The organism is Pararoseomonas sp. SCSIO 73927 (genome assembly GCF_037040815.1).
GTDB lineage: Bacteria > Pseudomonadota > Alphaproteobacteria > Acetobacterales > Acetobacteraceae > Roseomonas.
In genome coordinates this window covers 249,785-264,708 of sequence record NZ_CP146232.1, presented here as the reverse complement: position 1 = coordinate 264,708, position 14,924 = coordinate 249,785, and the positions used below count along the sequence as shown (strand labels likewise).

At 73.5% G+C, this 14,924-nt stretch carries 18 protein-coding genes; 10 read left to right on the top strand and 8 right to left on the bottom strand.

What is annotated here, in order from left to right; all coding sequences use genetic code 11:
- Positions 1-19 precede the first annotated feature (19 nt).
- Positions 20-310 (bottom strand): hypothetical protein, encoded by a 291-nt coding sequence (locus tag VQH23_RS01440; protein ID WP_338663833.1) that lies wholly within the window; start codon positions 308-310, stop codon positions 20-22.
- Between the two features lie 176 nt (positions 311-486).
- Here VQH23_RS01440 and aroQ point away from each other — a divergent pair, with 176 nt between their 5' ends.
- The 4 genes from aroQ to aat all read left to right on the top strand — a co-directional run bounded on the left by aroQ (position 487) and on the right by aat (position 3,589).
- Complete coding sequence (gene aroQ / locus VQH23_RS01435; protein WP_338663832.1) at positions 487-942, top strand: type II 3-dehydroquinate dehydratase; 456 nt, start codon at positions 487-489, stop codon at positions 940-942.
- The gene (gene accB / locus VQH23_RS01430; protein WP_338663831.1) at positions 939-1,412 is read left to right on the top strand and encodes an acetyl-CoA carboxylase biotin carboxyl carrier protein; all 474 of its coding nucleotides are present in this window, start codon (positions 939-941) and stop codon (positions 1,410-1,412) included. Before aroQ ends, accB begins: the two co-directional genes overlap by 4 nt.
- Before the next feature lie 4 nt (positions 1,413-1,416).
- Positions 1,417-2,790 (top strand): acetyl-CoA carboxylase biotin carboxylase subunit, encoded by a 1,374-nt coding sequence (gene accC / locus VQH23_RS01425; RefSeq protein ID WP_338663830.1) that lies wholly within the window; start codon positions 1,417-1,419, stop codon positions 2,788-2,790.
- Positions 2,791-2,989: 199 nt separating this feature from the next.
- The gene (gene aat, locus VQH23_RS01420) at positions 2,990-3,589 is read left to right on the top strand and encodes a leucyl/phenylalanyl-tRNA--protein transferase (protein ID WP_408904323.1); all 600 of its coding nucleotides are present in this window, start codon (positions 2,990-2,992) and stop codon (positions 3,587-3,589) included.
- On the opposite strand, the gene VQH23_RS01415 is transcribed toward aat, so the two are convergent.
- The 6 genes from VQH23_RS01415 to VQH23_RS01390 all read right to left on the bottom strand — a co-directional run bounded on the left by VQH23_RS01415 (position 3,475) and on the right by VQH23_RS01390 (position 7,575).
- Positions 3,475-5,007, bottom strand: coding sequence for a trehalose-6-phosphate synthase (locus VQH23_RS01415; RefSeq protein ID WP_338663828.1), 1,533 nt, complete (start codon positions 5,005-5,007; stop codon positions 3,475-3,477). The two genes, aat and VQH23_RS01415, sit on opposite strands and share 115 nt — an antisense overlap.
- Positions 5,008-5,189: 182 nt before the next feature.
- Positions 5,190-5,969, bottom strand: a complete 780-nt coding sequence (otsB, locus tag VQH23_RS01410; protein ID WP_338663827.1) for a trehalose-phosphatase — start codon at positions 5,967-5,969, stop codon at positions 5,190-5,192.
- Positions 5,966-6,394: a DUF2155 domain-containing protein gene (locus VQH23_RS01405; RefSeq protein WP_338663826.1), complete on the bottom strand. Its 429-nt coding sequence runs from the start codon at positions 6,392-6,394 to the stop codon at positions 5,966-5,968. The genes otsB and VQH23_RS01405 overlap by 4 nt, the downstream gene beginning before the upstream one ends.
- Complete coding sequence (locus tag VQH23_RS01400) at positions 6,391-6,636, bottom strand: hypothetical protein (protein WP_338663825.1); 246 nt, start codon at positions 6,634-6,636, stop codon at positions 6,391-6,393. Before VQH23_RS01400 ends, VQH23_RS01405 begins: the two co-directional genes overlap by 4 nt.
- The gene (gene mlaD / locus VQH23_RS01395; RefSeq protein ID WP_338663824.1) at positions 6,636-7,190 is read right to left on the bottom strand and encodes an outer membrane lipid asymmetry maintenance protein MlaD; all 555 of its coding nucleotides are present in this window, start codon (positions 7,188-7,190) and stop codon (positions 6,636-6,638) included. The genes VQH23_RS01400 and mlaD overlap by 1 nt, the downstream gene beginning before the upstream one ends.
- A gap of 28 nt (positions 7,191-7,218) precedes the next feature.
- Complete coding sequence (locus tag VQH23_RS01390) at positions 7,219-7,575, bottom strand: NADH-ubiquinone oxidoreductase subunit NDUFA12 family protein (protein ID WP_338663823.1); 357 nt, start codon at positions 7,573-7,575, stop codon at positions 7,219-7,221.
- A 180-nt stretch (positions 7,576-7,755) separates the two neighbouring features.
- Here VQH23_RS01390 and VQH23_RS01385 point away from each other — a divergent pair, with 180 nt between their 5' ends.
- The 6 genes from VQH23_RS01385 to VQH23_RS01360 are packed head-to-tail and all read left to right on the top strand — an operon-like array spanning position 7,756 to position 14,208.
- Positions 7,756-9,285, top strand: coding sequence for a TSCPD domain-containing protein (locus tag VQH23_RS01385; protein WP_338663822.1), 1,530 nt, complete (start codon positions 7,756-7,758; stop codon positions 9,283-9,285).
- Positions 9,286-9,289: 4 nt separating this feature from the next.
- Complete coding sequence (locus VQH23_RS01380; RefSeq protein WP_338663821.1) at positions 9,290-9,760, top strand: RidA family protein; 471 nt, start codon at positions 9,290-9,292, stop codon at positions 9,758-9,760.
- A complete protein-coding gene (locus VQH23_RS01375) occupies positions 9,757-10,131 on the top strand; it encodes a nuclear transport factor 2 family protein (RefSeq protein WP_338663820.1) in 375 nt (124 codons plus the stop codon). Before VQH23_RS01380 ends, VQH23_RS01375 begins: the two co-directional genes overlap by 4 nt.
- A 41-nt stretch (positions 10,132-10,172) precedes the next feature.
- A complete protein-coding gene (locus VQH23_RS01370) occupies positions 10,173-11,327 on the top strand; it encodes a GNAT family N-acetyltransferase (protein WP_338663819.1) in 1,155 nt (384 codons plus the stop codon).
- A complete protein-coding gene (locus VQH23_RS01365; protein ID WP_338663818.1) occupies positions 11,324-12,199 on the top strand; it encodes a DMT family transporter in 876 nt (291 codons plus the stop codon). Before VQH23_RS01370 ends, VQH23_RS01365 begins: the two co-directional genes overlap by 4 nt.
- A gap of 53 nt (positions 12,200-12,252) precedes the next feature.
- Positions 12,253-14,208: a DNA/RNA helicase domain-containing protein gene (locus VQH23_RS01360; protein WP_338663817.1), complete on the top strand. Its 1,956-nt coding sequence runs from the start codon at positions 12,253-12,255 to the stop codon at positions 14,206-14,208.
- Between the two features lie 26 nt (positions 14,209-14,234).
- Here VQH23_RS01360 and VQH23_RS01355 read toward each other — a convergent pair whose 3' ends face one another.
- Positions 14,235-14,855: a hypothetical protein gene (locus VQH23_RS01355; RefSeq protein ID WP_338663816.1), complete on the bottom strand. Its 621-nt coding sequence runs from the start codon at positions 14,853-14,855 to the stop codon at positions 14,235-14,237.
- Between the last annotated feature and the right edge of the window lie 69 nt (positions 14,856-14,924).

The following is a 14,924-nucleotide window of genomic DNA, read 5'->3' as shown; positions in this document are numbered from 1 at the left end:
GTGTCGAAGGGTGGGGACCTCAGTCCTCGTGCTTGCGATGGCCCCGGCCGGACTGCGTCTTGCCTTCACCGGCCGCCGCGGCCGCCTCCTGCTCCCGCTTGCCCGACGTCGCGGAACTGGTGCCGCCAAGGCCCGCATCCGCGTCCGCCGCCGTGGAGGCGGCGCCCTTCATGCTGCCGTGATCGCGCTTCGGCGCCTCGGCCGGGCCGCCCTCAGGCACCCGCGCGTCGGGATCCTCGTGGTGTCCCTTCACCGTGCCCCGGTTGGTCGTGGCATCGTCCGCCCGGCCCTCGGTCTTCTTCTTCGTCACCGTCGCCTCCATCGCTGCTCCGGCCTTCAACCCCTGCCGGCGGGGGTGGGTTGCGCGTGCCCCCGGTTTGCGTGCTCCCGGTTTGCGTGCCCCCGGTTTGCGTGCTCAGGCGCCTCCATGCTAGCCCGCCCGGCCAGACCCCGGACCAGACCCCCGGGCGGACCGGAACAGGACCTGTGGAACCCCCGCTGATCGCCGTCCTCAACGGCCCCAACCTCAACCTGCTGGGTACGCGCGAGCCGGAGAAGTACGGCACCGCGACGCTCGACGACGTGGAGGCCCTCTGCGCCGAGGCGGCGGAGGAGTTGGGGCTCGCGATCGACTTCCGCCAGACGAACCTGGAAGGCGAGCTGATCTCCTGGGTGCAGGAGTGCCGCGGCAACGCCGCCGGCATCATCATCAACCCCGCCGGCTACTCCCACACCTCGGTCGCGCTGATGGACGCGCTGCTGGCGGTGGATTTGCCGGTGGTCGAGGTCCATATCACCAACATCCACCGGCGGGAGGCCTTTCGGCATCTCTCCTACGTCTCCCGCGCGGCGGTGGGCGTGATCTGCGGGCTTGGGGTCGGGGGCTACGCCCTCGCGCTCCGCGCGATCGCCGGCATCATCGGCCAGGACGACACAGCATGAGCGGGCTTTCCTTCGACCCGGACGCGATCCGCGCCCTGGCCAAGATCCTTCGCGAGACGGACCTGACCGAGATCGAGCTGGTCGAGAACGAGAGCCGCATCCGCGTGGCCCGCACTGCCCCGGCCCAGCAGGTGGTGCAGGCCGTCGCCGCCCCCGCGCCGGCGGCGGCCGCAGCCCCCGCCGCCCCGGCGCAGGCCGCCGCCCCCGCAGCGACCGACGAGGTCACCGCCGCCACCCCGGGCGCCGTCACCTCCCCCATGGTCGGCGTCGCCTATCTCTCGCCGGAGCCGGGCGCCGCGCCCTTCGTGCAGGTCGGCGGCAAGGTCGCGCAGGGCCAGACCGTGCTGCTCATCGAGGCGATGAAGACCTTCAACCAGATCAAGGCGCCGAAGGCCGGCACCGTCACCCGCCTCCTCATCGAGTCCGGCATGCCCGTCGAGTTCGGCGAGCCCCTGATGGTCATCGAGTAGCCGCGTGCCCAGCTTCAGCAAACCCGCCTTCAACAAGGTCCTGATCGCCAACCGCGGCGAGATCGCGCTCCGCATCCACCGCGCCTGCCAGGAGATGGGCATCCGCACGGTGGCCGTTCACTCCACCGCCGACGCCACCGCCATGCATGTCCGCCTGGCCGACGAGAGCGTCTGCATCGGCCCGCCGCCCGCGCGCGAATCCTATCTCAACGCCGCCGCCATCCTCTCCGCCGCCGCCATTACCGGCGCGGAGGCCATCCACCCCGGCTACGGCTTCCTCTCGGAGAACGCCCGCTTCGCCGAGATGGTGGAGGCGCACGGCCTCGCCTTCATCGGCCCGACCGCCGAGCACATCCGCATCATGGGCGACAAGATCGCCGCCAAAGACGCGATGCGCCGCCTCGGCGTGCCCCTCGTCGCCGGCTCGCCCGGCGCCCTGGCCACCATCGAGGAGGCGCGGGAGATCGCGGACGAGATCAAGTACCCCGTGCTCATCAAGGCCGCCGCCGGCGGCGGCGGGCGCGGCATGCGCGTGGCCCATACCCCCGACGAGCTCGAGGATGCCTGGCGCAACGCCCGCAACGAGGCCAAGGCCGCCTTCGGCGACGATGCCGTCTACATGGAGAAGTACCTCGACCGGCCCCGCCACATCGAGCTGCAGATCCTGGCTGATACCCACGGCAACGTCGTTCATTTCGGGGAGCGCGACTGCTCCCTGCAGCGGCGCCACCAGAAGATGGTGGAGGAGGCCGGCAGCCCCGTGCTGACCGCCGCCGCCCGCGACGCGCTCGGGGAGACAGTGACGAAGGCGCTGAAGCAGCTCGGCTACCGCGGTGCCGGCACGCTGGAGTTCCTCTACCAGGACGAGAGGTTCGCCTTCATCGAGATGAACACCCGCCTGCAGGTGGAGCATCCCGTGACGGAGATGGTCTGCGGCGTGGACCTGGTGCGGGAGCAGATCCGCGTCGCCGCCGGCGAGCCGCTGGGCTACGGCCAGGAGGATGTGCGCTTCAACGGCCACGCCATCGAGTGCCGCATCACCGCCGAGGACCCCGCCACCTTCGCCCCCAGCCCCGGCCGCGTCACCGCCTACCACGCCCCCGGCGGCCTCGGCGTGCGGATGGATAGCGCCCTCTACGCCGGCTACTCCGTGCCGCCGCACTACGACAGCCTCGTCGCGAAGCTCATCGTCCACGGCGCTACCCGCGCCGAGGCCATCGCCCGCTGCCGCCGGGCGCTCACGGAGCTGGTGGTGGACGGCATCAGCACCACCATCCCCCTGCACCAGATCATCATGGACGATCCGGAGTTCCAGGCGGGCGACTACACCATCCACTGGCTGGAGCGCTTCGTGGCGCGCCACATGCCGGGGGGGTGAACCCGGTCCCGGCGCGGGGCCCGTTGGCGCCGCGCCGGGGACGCGCCTATCCTGCCCCGATGCGGCACCCCGTCCCAGGATCCGGCTCAGGCTTGGCCCCCCCGGGATCAGGCCACTCGGGATCTGCCCGGTGAGCCGCCGCGCCCTGCCCATCACCCCCGAGCTCGTCCTGCGCGCCTACCGCGCCGGCCTCTTTCCCATGGCCGAGGGCCGCACCTCCGGCCGCCTCTACTGGCTGGACCCGAAGATGCGCGGCGTCCTGCCGCTGGACGGCTTCCACCTGCCCCGCCGCCTCCGCCGCACCGTCCTCTCCGGGCGTTTCGAGGTCACGGCGGACCGGGACTTCCCCGCCGTGCTCGCCGCCTGCGCCGCCCCGGCCCCCGGCCGGGAGGACAGCTGGATCAACACGGAGATCGAGGACCTCTTCAACGCCCTCCACCGGATGGGCCACGCCCACTCCCTGGAGACCTGGGCCGATGGTGCCCTGGTGGGCGGCCTCTACGGCATCCGGATCGGCGGCGCCTTCTTCGGGGAGAGCATGTTCGCCCGCGCCGACGACGCCTCGAAGGTCGCCCTCGTCCACCTCGTCGCCCGGCTCCGCCGCGGCGGCTTCAGCCTGCTCGACACCCAGTTCCTGAACGCCCACCTCGCCCGCTTCGGGGCGGAGGAAATCCCCCAGGCCGACTACCGCGCCCGGCTCGAGCGCGCGGTGGACAGCGCCGCCACCTGGCTGCCCGAACTCCCGCCCGAGGCGCTGTCCGAGGAGGTGGAGGCGCTGCGCGAGACGAGCCGGGGCTGAAACACGGAGAGCGCGGCGGCCCGCGCCGGGGCCGAATCCAGCGGCTCCCGCCCCTCCAGCACGTCCAGGAAGCCCTTCGCCCAGGCGCCCACCGTATTCTCCTGCAGCCGGCGCAGCATCGCCCCGTGCCGCTCCCGCCGCTCCTCCGGCCCCATGGTCAGGGCGGCGTGCATCGTCTCCGCCATGCCCGCGGCATCGATCGGGTTCACCAGCAGCGCCTCCGGCATCCCCTCCGCCGCGCCGGCGAACCGGGAGAGCACGAGGACGCCGGGATCCTCCGGGTCCTGCGCCGCCACGTACTCCTTGGCGACAAGGTTCATCCCGTCCCGCAGCGGCGTCACCAGCCCGACCTTCGCCATGCGGTAGTACCCCGCCAGCGTGTCCCGCGGCACGGCGCGGCCGACATAGCGCACCGGCGTCCAGTCCGCGTCCGACCAATCGCCGTTGATCCGCCCCGTCAGGGTCTCGATCTCCCGCTTCAGGTCCTTGTAGCTCTCCACATCCTCGCGGGAACGAGCGGCGACCTGCAGATAGGTCACCTGCCCACGGTGCTCCGGGAAGTTCTCCAGCAGCGCCGCGAAGGCGCGGAACCGCTCCGGCAGCCCCTTGGTGTAGTCCAGCCGCTCCGCGCCGATCACCATGGCCCGGCCCGCGAGGCTCGCCTCCAGCCGCTTCGCGTCCACGGACTTCACGCTGCGCGCCGCGAGATCCGAGAACTCGTCCGTGGCGATGGAGATCGGGAAGGCCCGTAACTGCACCCGCCGCCCGCGCAGCCGCACCTCAGGCCCCGGGCGCACCTTCATGCCCGTGCCCTGCGCCATGCAGTCGATCAGCCCGGTCAGGTCGCGGTTCGTCTGCACCCCGACCACGTCATAGGAGAGAAGATCGCGAATCAGCTCCTCCGCGCCGGGCATGGCGGAGAACACGGCCCAGGGCGGGAAGGGGATGTGGTGGAAGTAGCCAATCCGCTGCTTCGCGCCCCTCTCCCGCAGCAGCGCGCCCAGCGGGATCATCTGGTAGTCGTGGATCCAGATCGTGTCGTCCGGCCGCAGCAGCGGCATCAGCTTCTCGGCGTAGCGCTCGTTCACCTGCCGGTAGCAGCCGGCCTGGTCGCGGTCGTAGCTCAGCAGGCCCAGCCGGAAGTGGAACTTCGGCCACAGCGCCGAATTGGCGTAGCCCGCGTAGAAGCCCTCATAGGCCGCCTGCGACAGGTCGATCACCGCATAGTCCACGCCGGCGCGGCGCGCGTGGCGCACCATGTCCGCCGGCTCCGGCGAGGCCGTGCCGCTCCACCCGAACCACAGCCCGCCGCGGCTGCTGAAGGCATCCTTCAGGGCGACCGCGAGCCCGCCGGCGGCCGGCGGCTCGCCGCGCTTCGGCACGGCGACGCGATTCGAGACGATGACGAGGCGTCCCACTGGCCCTCCTCCTACTTTCTCCGCAGTAGCCCCCCGCAGCAGCGTTCCGGCAGCCACGGGCACCCGGCGGCGGAGCGAGAACGGGTCTGCGCTCCTTGGTGGGGCAGGCATAGCCTCCCGCCCCTTCTTTTCGCCATATTTGAACCGCCCAGCCACCCCCGCGGTTGCGCCGCGGCATGGCCTCACCCCCCGTGGGGCGTTTCCGAGAGCGATGCGGCCACGCGCCCCAGCCAGGCGCGCACCAGCGCCGGCCGGCCCGCGAAGTCGTCCGGCACGCGCAGGCCGTGGCCGCCATACTCCACGCAGGCGGCCATCCCGTCCTCATCCGTCACGTCGTCGCCGATGAAGATCGGGCGGCGCCCCCGGAAGGGCTCCACCGCCATCAGCCGGTGCACCGCGCCGCCCTTGTCCGCCCCCGCCGGCCGCAGCTCCGCCGCCGCGTGGGCGGGCACGATCCGGAACCCTTGCGGGTCGTCCTTGAGGAGGGAGCCGAGCAGCGCCAGCGCTTCCGGCTCCGCCTCGGGCCGCTGGCGGAAATGCAGCACCAGCCCGTGCGTCTTGTGCTCGGCCAGCGTGCCCGGCCGCGCCGCCGCCCATTCATCCGCCGCCCTCCGCCACTCGGGGGAGGGGACCGGCAGCGGTGTGGCCCCCGGCAGGGCCGGGTCCAGCACCGCCCCGTGCTCCGCCCCGATCGGCAGGCTCGGCACGCCCGCGTAGCCGCGCGCGATGGCGAGGCCGCGCCCCGTCACCACGGCAACCGCCCCGCCGAGGGCGGCCTGGAGCCGGGTGAGAAGGTCCGGCAGCTCCGGCGGAACCACCACAGCGTCCGGCCGCGCCGCGATCTCCAGCAGCGTGCCGTCCAGGTCGAGGAAGAGGGCCGCGTCGGGCCCCGGCATGGCCGGCCCGGCGGTGGCAGGGGTCTCCGTCGGGGATGGGGTCGCGTCCGTCGCCACCCGGCTCACCGGCAATCCAGGATGCGCAGGTCGTAGACCGGGTGCTCCAGCATGTTCGCCGCGGGCGCATTGGCCAGCATCCAGCCGCGGAAGGCCGGCGGCGCGCTGGCCTGCGCGGTGCTGTCCCGCACCTCGATGAAGGCCGCGGCGTCCGGCACCTCGTCCGGCGGGCGGGCGTTGCAGGCGCGCACGGTGATCGAGAGGGTGCCGAAGGTCACGGCCTGATTCACGTTCGCGTCCAGCACGGTGATCCGCGCCGTCACCTTGTCCAGCGCCTGTAGCTGCGCCACCCGCTTGGTCACCCAGCCCGCCTCCGCCGGCGGCCCCTGGTCGGAACCGGGGCCCGACCCTTGGTTCGCCCCCTGGTTCGCCCCCTGGCCCAGCGCCGGCCCCGCCAGCGCCAGCAGCACCGGCAGAAGCAGCGCGCGCTTCACGCCGCACCCCCGGAGGGGCGCTTCGGGCTCGGCAGCGCGGCTACCAGATCCGTCAGCATCCGCCGCATCGCCGCCTCGTCCACCCCCATCAGTACCGCGTCCTCGAAGGCGTCGCGCAGCACCTGCACGAGCTCCTCGTGGTTCTCCCCGAGCACCCGGAGCTTCTCCCGGCAGGAGAGCGGCTGCCCATCCGCCCCGGGCCAGGTCTCCGGCACCCCGAGCGGGGAGGTGACGTCCGCCATCACCGCGGCGTCCCCGAACCCTGAGCCCCCGGGCCCTGCGCTCCCGCGCCCTGAGTCCCCGCGCCTTGCCCGCCCGCAGCATTCCCGCCGCCCTGCGACCCGTTACTTCCCGTCATGGAGAAGATGAACCGGCCCAGCAGGCTCTCCAGGCTGATGGCGGACTGGGTGATCCGGATCTCCCCGCCGCTCGCCAGGTTGCGATCGCTGCCGCCCGGCACCAGCGCGACGTACCGGCCGCCGAGAAGCCCCTCGGAGGTGATCTCCGCCGAGCTGTCGTCCGGCACCTTCAGCGAGGAATCCACGTCCATCGTCAGCACGGCGAGGAAGGTCTGCGGATCGATCCGCTGCCCCGTCACGCTGCCCACCTTCACCCCGGCGATCCGCACGTCCGCGCCCTGCGACAGCCCGTCGATCCGGTCGAAGCGCGCGGTCAGCACCAGCCCGCTCCCCGCGCTGCCGCGGCCCGAATTCGTCATGGCGTAGACGAGGAAAACGACCGCGACGAGCAGCACCACCGCGCCGGCGGCGACCTCCGCGAAGCTCCGGCCCTTCACGCGAATTCTCCCTGACAGGGGCGCGCCATCAGGAGCCCGGCGTCCAGGCCTCGTAATCCCCCGCCGTCACGGGGCGATGATTGCTCTTCTGCCCCCGCGGCGTGGGGGTCCAGGCCTCGGCGGTGCCCGTCATGTTCTTCTTGTGCGGCTTCTGCCACGGCAGGGGGCGCGGGTTCTCGATCGGCGCGGGGATCGTGTGGTGCAGCCAGCCATGCCACTCCGCCGGCACGACGGAGGCCTCGACCTCGCCGGCATAGACCACCCAGCGGCGCTTGCGGCCGTAGCCGAGGTAGTCGCGGCGGCTCTCGAAATACACGTTGCCGGCGGAATCGGTGCCGATCCTGCGGCCGGAGAGGCCGGAGAGCCAGCGCTGCAAGGCGGACATGGAAAGGGCTCCTGCCGTTGCGGGCGGGTTGAACTGTGCAGTTCATATGGCACGCCCAGGGCCCGCATGAAAGTCGGGTGCGCCCACCCCGGATTCCGAACACCTGATCTTGTGTCCCCGCGGGCGACGACCCACGACATGCACCTTCACCGCCGCCACCGGGGCGCCTATTGTCCGTGCATGACGAAGGCATCCGGCACGACCCGCGACACGGTGTGGGAGGAGGTGGCGCTGCGCCGCACCCGCGCCGCCGCCGATCCCGATGCCGATCCGCGCGCGGTGGCCCTGCCCGCCGATTGGGATGATTCCGCCGCCGAGGCCATCGCCGCGCTGGCCACCGGGGATGGCCCTGTGGCCCTGCCGCGCCTGGCCGAGGCCTGGATCCGCCGCGCCGCCGCACGCGGCCGCAAGCTCGGCGTCCTGGTGGACGAGGGCGCCGCCACCCGCTTCGCCGCGGGCTTGCGCGCCCTGTTGCTGGCCCGCCGCGCCGCGCCGGGCGCCGGCACCTGGATGAACGATGCGAAGGCCGAGCCCCGCTTCGTCCTGAACCTGCCGGCCTTCCTGGACGGGGACGGCTTTGACTCGGCCGGCTACGCCGCCGCCGTGCGGCTGGGCGTGACCGCGCTGGAGATCCTCGGCGGCGCCAAGGCCACCCGGCTGCGACTCGGCTTCGCCGACCTCGCGGGCCTGCTCGCCGGGCTGCGGCTGGACTACGAATCGGCCGAGGCGCGCTCCGTGGCCGCCGCGATCGCCGCCCTGACCCGCGGCGTGGCCGAGGCCGCTTCCGGCGACCTCGCGGAGAACCTCGGCGCCCGCGAGCCCGTCGCCCTCGTCTGGCCCGCCCCGCCCGAGTCCACCGCCGTGCCCGGCCTGGCCGAGGCCGCGCGCGCCGCGCTGGACGCCGCCGCCGGCGCCCCCGGCCTGCGCCACGCCGCCATCTTCGCCCTCACCCCGCCCGATGCCGCGGAGGCCCTGCTGGGCGCCGAGACCGGCGGCCTCGCCCCCGCCGCCGCTCCCACCCGCCTCGTCCCCACGGAGGAGGGCGGCGTGACCGAGGTCCCGACCGCCGCCGCGGGGCGCGCCGGCCCGGACGCCGCCCGCCTTCTCGCCCCGCGCGGCCCGGAAGCCCGCGCGGCGATGGAGGCCGCCCTGCGCCCCTGGCTGCACGTCGCCGCGCCGGCGGTCGCCGCCCAGCCCGCCACCCCGCGTCCCGCGCCGAAGCTCCGCCCGGTCCCCGTGCCCGGCCATCACGGCCGCGGCGCCGTCTGGAAGGTCACGATCGGCGGCCACCGCGTTACCCTCCGCACAATGGAGAACGCGGCGGGGCTGGAGGAGATCTCCCTCTCCCTCGCCAAGGACGGCGCCGCCTTCCGCGCCATGGTGGACGCGCTCTGCCACTCCGTGACGGTCGGCCTCGCCGCCGGGGTGAGCCTGGACGAGTACGTGACCGCCTTCGCCTACACCCGCTTCGGCCCGGCCGGGGTGGTGGAGGGCGACCCGGCCATCCACCGCGCCTCCTCCGTGCTGGATTGGGCCTTCCGCCGCCTGGCGCTGGACCATCTTGGCGGCCGGGTCCTGCCCGACCCCACCGAGGAGGAGTGCGGCGCGGACGGCGTGGGCACCGCCGCCCAGCAGCTCCCCTTGCTGCCGGACCTTCCCTCCGCCCCGGCGCCCGCCGCGCGCCGCCGCGCCCTGAAGCTGGTGGGCTGACGCCATGGCCTCCGCGGACCGCATCCTCGCCCGGCTGGCCGAACTCGGCGTCTCCCTGCCGGAGGCCGCGAAGCCCATCGCCAACTACGTCCCGGCCGTCATCACCGGCGACCTGCTCTTCGTCTCCGGCCAGGTGCCGATGCGCGACGGCAAGATCGCCTATACCGGCAAGCTCGGCGCGACGGTGCAGGTGGAGATCGGCCAGCAGGCCGCGCAGCTCTGCTTCATCAACGTCCTCGCCCAGGCGCAGGCCGCGCTCGGCAGCCTGGACCGCATCGCGCGCGTGGTGCGGCTGGGCGGCTTCATCGCCGCGGTGCCGGAGTTCACCCAGCACGCCCAGGTGATGAACGGCGCCTCCGACATGGCCGTGGCCGTGTTCGACGAGATCGGCCGCCACGCCCGCAGCACCATCGGCGTCCCCTCCCTGCCCGGCGACGCGGCGGTGGAGGTGGAGGCCGTGTTCGAGATCGCGTGACGCCGGAGGAGGCCCTGGTCCGCCGCTGGATGGAGAGCGGCGACCACTCCATCCTGGCGGATGACGTCCTCTGGCGCGTTTCCCCCGGCTACCCCGTGCCTCGCACGGAATGGCACGGCCGGGCCGAGGTGGAGAACTCCTTCTTCCCCACTCTCCGCCGGCATTTCCCGCACTGGAAGATCGCCGTGGAGTCCTTCACGCCCCTCGCCGATGGCAGGCTGCTCGCGCGCGGCTCCTACGATGCGCGGGACGCCGCCGGCCGTGAGGGCCGGGTTCCCTTCCTCCATGTCTGGAGCGTGACGGATGGGCGCATCATCGGCGTCGAAGCCGTCGCCGACTTCGGCGCCTTCGCGCATGTGGCGCGGGGCTGAACGAACCTTGCATCGGGCCTGCTGCACCGCACATCCGCCCCATGCCCGGTGAACTCACCCTTTCCCTGAACGCCCGCATCGCCGACATCCCGGCCGCCGATTGGGACGCCTGCGACGAGACCGGGAATCCCTTCACCTCCCACGCCTTCCTCCTCTCGCTGGAGGAGTCCGGCTGCACCGGCCCGCGCACGGGCTGGCTGCCGCAGCACCTCGCGCTGCGGGACGAGACGGGCGCGCTCGTCGCCGTCGCTCCCGCCTACGTGAAGGGCCATTCCTACGGCGAGTACGTCTTCGACCACGGCTGGGCCCGCGCCTTCGAGGGGGCGGGCGGTGACTACTACCCGAAGCTCCAGGTCTCCGTCCCCTTCTCCCCCGTGCCGGGATCGCGCCTCATGGTCCGCCCTGGCACCGGCGTGCCGCATGCCGCGCTGGGGCAGGCGCTGGCGCAGGCGACGGAGGCGCTGAACCTCTCCTCCTGCCACGTCACCTTCTGCGCGCGGGATGAGTGGGACGCGCTCGGTGAGTGCGGGTGGCTGCAGCGCACGGGCATGCAGTTCCACTGGACGAACGAGGGCTATGCCAGCTTCGAGGACTTCCTCGCCGCCCTCTCCTCCCGCAAGCGCAAGGCCATCCGGCGAGAGCGGCGCGACGCGGGTTCCGCCGGCCTAACGATCCGCGCGCTCCGCGGCAGCGAGATCACGCCCGACATCTGGCGCCTCTTCCACAAGTTCTACCGCAGCACCACGGACCGGAAGTGGGGCAGCGCCTACCTCACCGCCCGTTTCTGGCCGCTGATGGGGGAGCGCATGGGCGATGCCGTCGTGCTCATGGTGGCGGAGAAGGACGGCAAGCCCGTCGCCGGCGCGCTGAACCTGATGGGCCGGGACGCGCTCTACGGCCGCAACTGGGGCAGCCTCGTGGAGGCGCCCTTCCTGCACTTCGAGCTCTGCTACTACCAGGCGCTCGACTTCGCCATCGCGAACGGCCTGAAGCGCGTGGAGGCGGGCGCGCAGGGAGAGCACAAGATCCAGCGCGGCTACCGCCCCGTGCCCACCTATTCCGCGCACCTCATCCAGCACCCCGGCCTGCGCCGCGCCGTGGCGGACTCGCTCCGCCACGAGCGCGCCGCGATCGAATCCGAGATGGCCGAGCTCGACGCCCTCTCCCCCTACCGCCGAGACGGCGAAGGGGAGTGAACGCCGCCTACGCGCAGCTTGCTGCGTCGATGATCCTCGTCGGCGCGAACGTCGCCGTCGCCAAGGCCCTGGCCGACGCCCTGCCCGTAGCGCTGATCATCGGCCTGCGCTGCATCATCGCCTGCGCCGTCCTCCTGCCCCTCGTCCTGTGGCGCGACGGCGCGATCCTGCCCGGCCGCCGCGCGATGGCGAACCTGCTCCTCCAGGCCGCCTTCGGCACCGTTCTCTACAACGTCGCCCTCCTCGCCGGCCTGCGCCTCACCACCGCGCTGGAGGGCGGCATTATCCTCGCCACCCTGCCCGCCGTGGTGGCGCTCGGCAGTGCCGCCTGGCTGCGGGAGCGCATCGCCCCGCGCGGCTGGGCGGCCGTGGCGCTCGCGGCCGGCGGGATGGCCGCCATCGTCCTCGCCCGCGGCGGGGCAGGGGAGGGCGGCAGCGCCCTCGGCAACGCCCTCGTCCTCCTCGCCGTCTGCGGGGAGGCCGCCTACGTCCTCCTCGCCAAGCGCGCCGCGGGAACCCTGCCGCTGCTGACGGCGACCCTGTGGATGCAGGTCTTCTCCGCCGCGCTGGTGCTGCCGGCCTGGCTGCCGGAGGCCGCCGCCGTCGCGCGGCTGGCCGACCCCCTGCTGCTCGCCCTCCTCCTCTTCCACGCGCTGACCGCGAGCGTGCTCGCGCTGCTCCTCTGGTACGGGGGGCTGCGCCGCGCGCCCGCGGGCATCGCCGGCGTCTTCACCGCCTTCCTGCCCGCCACCGCCGCGGCCTGCGCCGTCCTCTTCCTCGGGGAGGCGCCGACCGCGGTTCACGCGTTAGGCTTTGCTTTGCTTCTGGCGAGCATGCTCCTGGCCACCTGGCCCTCGCGGAGGCGCGCCTGAGACCCTGGCTGACGCTCTCGGCAACCGAGCTCCTCGCCCTCGCGCCGGAGGAGGTGGCCGCGCGCCTCGCCTACGCCCAGGTTGCGCGCCATGCCACGACGGAACTGACGCAGCGCGCCGCCTGGGTCTCCACAGCGCGCCTCCTGCAGTCAGCCCTGGCCGTTCCGGAGGCGGCGGGCTGGACGGTGATGCTGGAGTACGACCTGCTCCGGCTGGAGAAGCGCGCGGATTGCGTCATCCTGACCGACCGCGCCGTGCTCGTGCTGGAGATGAAGGACGGCGCCACGGCCCACTCCCCGGCCGACCTCCGTCAGGCCGAGGACTACGCGCTGGACCTGCGGGACTTCCACGCCGGCTGCCGCGCCCTTCCCGTCGTGCCCGTCCTCGTTGCCACCCACGCCCATGCCGGGCCTTTCGACCCGCCCCTGTTCTGGGGAGGCGTGCCGCCGCCGGTCCGGGCGAACGGCCGCGGCCTCGGCGAAACCCTGCTCGCGATCCACGCCGCCATCGGCGCCCCGGAAGCCCCGCTGGACCACGCCGCCTGGCTTGCCGCGCCCTACCGCCCCGTGCCGAACGTGCTGGAGGCGGCGGCCATGCTCTTCGACCGGCACCGCAGCGCCGAGATGGTCTCCGCCCGCGCCGATGCCGCCAACCTCACCCGCACCACGGAGGCCGTGCGCCGCGCCATTGCGGCCGCGCGGGAGGGCGGACGGCACCTCGCCGTCTTCGTCACCGGCATCCCCGGGGCGGGAAAGACCCTGTGCGGCCTGAACATCGTCTTCGGCGCGCTGCGCGAGGACGGCGCCGCCTTCCTCACCGGCAACGCGCCGCTGGTGGAGGTCCTACGCGAGAGCCTCGTCCGCCAGGCCACCTCCGATGGCCGGCGCCGGAACGCGGCCCGTGGCCAGGCCGTCACCGCCCTGCAGAACGTCCACCGCTTCCTCGAGCACCACGTCGAACGACCCGAGGAGCGCCCCGCCGAGCGCGTGATCGTCTTCGACGAGGCCCAGCGCGCCTGGGACCGCGCCCAGGCCACCAAGCCCTCCCAGCGCCGCGGCGCCAGCAAGCTGACGGATAGCGAGCCCGCCCACGCGCTGCAGATCATGGGCCGCCACGCCGGCTGGTCCGTGATCGTCGCCCTCATCGGCAACGGCCAGGAGATCAACACGGGGGAGGCCGGCCTCGCCGAGTGGGGCCGCGTCATCGCCGCCGCGGAGGGCTGGCGCGCCGTCGCCCCCACCCGTGCCCTGTCGGCGCCCCTCGTCGCACAACGCCTCACCGATGGCCCTCAGCCCTGGCTCACCCTGGACGACGACCTCGACCTCACCGTTCCAATGCGCTCCGTGCGCGATCCGCAGGGCGCGCCCTGGGTGGATGCGGTGCTGTCCGATGAACCCGAGGCCGCCGCCCGCATCGCGCGGGAGGCCGGCGGCGTGCCTTACTTCGTCACGCGCGACCTCGGGGCCATGCGCGCCGCCCTGCGCCACCTCGCCCGCGGCCTGCGCCGCGCCGGCCTCGTCGCCTCCTCCGGCGCCAGGCGTCTCCGCGCGGAAGGGCTGGGCGTGCAGGCCGCCGACATCCCGCACTGGTTCCTGGACCGCTGGCCGGACATCCGCGCCTCCGACGCGCTGGAAACCTACGCCACCGAGTACGACTGCCAAGGCCTGGAGCTGGACCAGGTCGGCTTGGCCTGGGGCGGCGACATGCTGCGCGGGCCGGAGGGCTGGCGGATGCGCAACCTGTCGGGCCCGCGCTGGAACAGCGTGCGCAACCCCACGGAGCGCGCCTTCATCCTCAACACCTACCGCGTGCTTCTCACCCGCGCCCGCTATGAGACCGTGATCTGGGTCCCGCCCGGCAGCCCGGCGAGCGACGGCCCCTGGCACGACCCGACCCGCGACGCCGCCGAGCTGGACGCCGTGGCCAACCACCTCATCGCCTGCGGCGCCCGCCCGCTGGAGGTGGACGCCGTCATCGCCGAGCCGCCGGACCGCCTTGCTCTCCTCTGACCTCAGCCGCGACTTCAACCGCCCCCTCAGCCGCCCCGGGCCGCCACCGCCTCCGCCAGCGCGCGCAGATGCCCTACCGGAACCGCCGTCTCCACGAAGGAGGCGTTCCCGTCGATCCGCACCCGCAGCCCGTTCCCGGCCACCGCGCGCCGCAGCACCTCCTCCGGCACCGTCAGCAGCAGCGTCTCCACGTAGAGGCAGGCGGAGATCCCTGCGCAATCCGTGTTCCGCCCGACCACCCGCAGCGGGATCTCCCCGCCGCCCCGGCTCTCCGCGCGGGAGAAGCCGCCATAGCCCCGCGCATTGCTGACGGTGACGAGAAGGCTCGTCCGCGCCTCCCCCGTCGCGTCCTGCCGCTCTGCGCCGAGGCTGGTGACGATGGTCGGCAGGCTTCCCTGCGACCCCGTCTGCAGCCGGGGCGAGACGGTCAGGATCGTCACCCCGCGATCCGCCGCGCGCTGCGACTGCACGCTCGCCGGCCGGTCCGAAGTTCCGCCGCGCCCCATGCCTCGCGCGTCCAGGCTGGCGCCGGGCGCTAGGCCGCGCACCGCGTCACGGTCCGGCGACTCCGCACAGCCCGCCGCGCCGAGCAGCAGCGCCGCGGCCGAGAGGTGCCGCAGGGCCGAAAAGGGGGAAGGAAGCGCCACGCGAATCACCGCTCCGATGCGAGGCCGGAGCATAGCGCGTTCCTGCCCCGCGCATTGACAGTCCCCGCC